Here is a 542-nt window from a genome sequence, read left to right on the forward strand (position 1 = left end):
CGCCGGCACGGCGTAGAGGCTTCCGGCCCCCGTCGGAGGGTCCCGCCCGCGCCGCCCCACGCGGTGATCTGCGGTTGCGCCGCAGCGACGGGGGCGGGCACCCGAAATGCCCGTTAACCGACCGGTTACCATGACGACCTAGCGCCTGCCGCCAGTGCGGCGCGCTTCCGCGCCGACCGGGCGCGGACCATGACCCTGATGACGTTGGCCCTGAGCGGATGGGCCGCGGCGAAGCCGCATCTCGACCTCTTCGGAACCCTCGGCCTGCTGCTCGGCTTCGCCGCCGGGATCCTGCCGCATCGGCGCGGGATGCTTCTCGCCTCGGCCGGATGCGCCGCCGCCTTCGGCCTGCACTACCTGCATCTCGGCGCGCTCACCGGCACGGCGATGTGCGCCATCGCCCTGCTGCAGAACCTCGTCTCGGCGCAGGCGATCGGGCCCGCGGGCCGTGCCGCCTGGGTGGCACCACTCTTCGCCGCGACGACGCTGGTCGCCGCCGGGACGACGCTGGCGACCTGGTCCGGCTGGCCGTCGGCCTGCGC

At 74.7% G+C, this 542-nt stretch carries 1 protein-coding gene; it reads left to right on the forward strand.

Translation table 11 applies throughout. From position 1 onward, the window contains the following. Window positions 1-189 precede the first annotated feature (189 nt). Window positions 190-542, forward strand: a 353-nt coding sequence (locus FV223_RS29575; RefSeq protein WP_147730112.1) for a YgjV family protein, incomplete at its 3' end; no start/stop codon positions are given.

This window comes from Methylobacterium sp. WL116 (assembly GCF_008039455.1).
GTDB lineage: Bacteria > Pseudomonadota > Alphaproteobacteria > Rhizobiales > Beijerinckiaceae > Methylobacterium.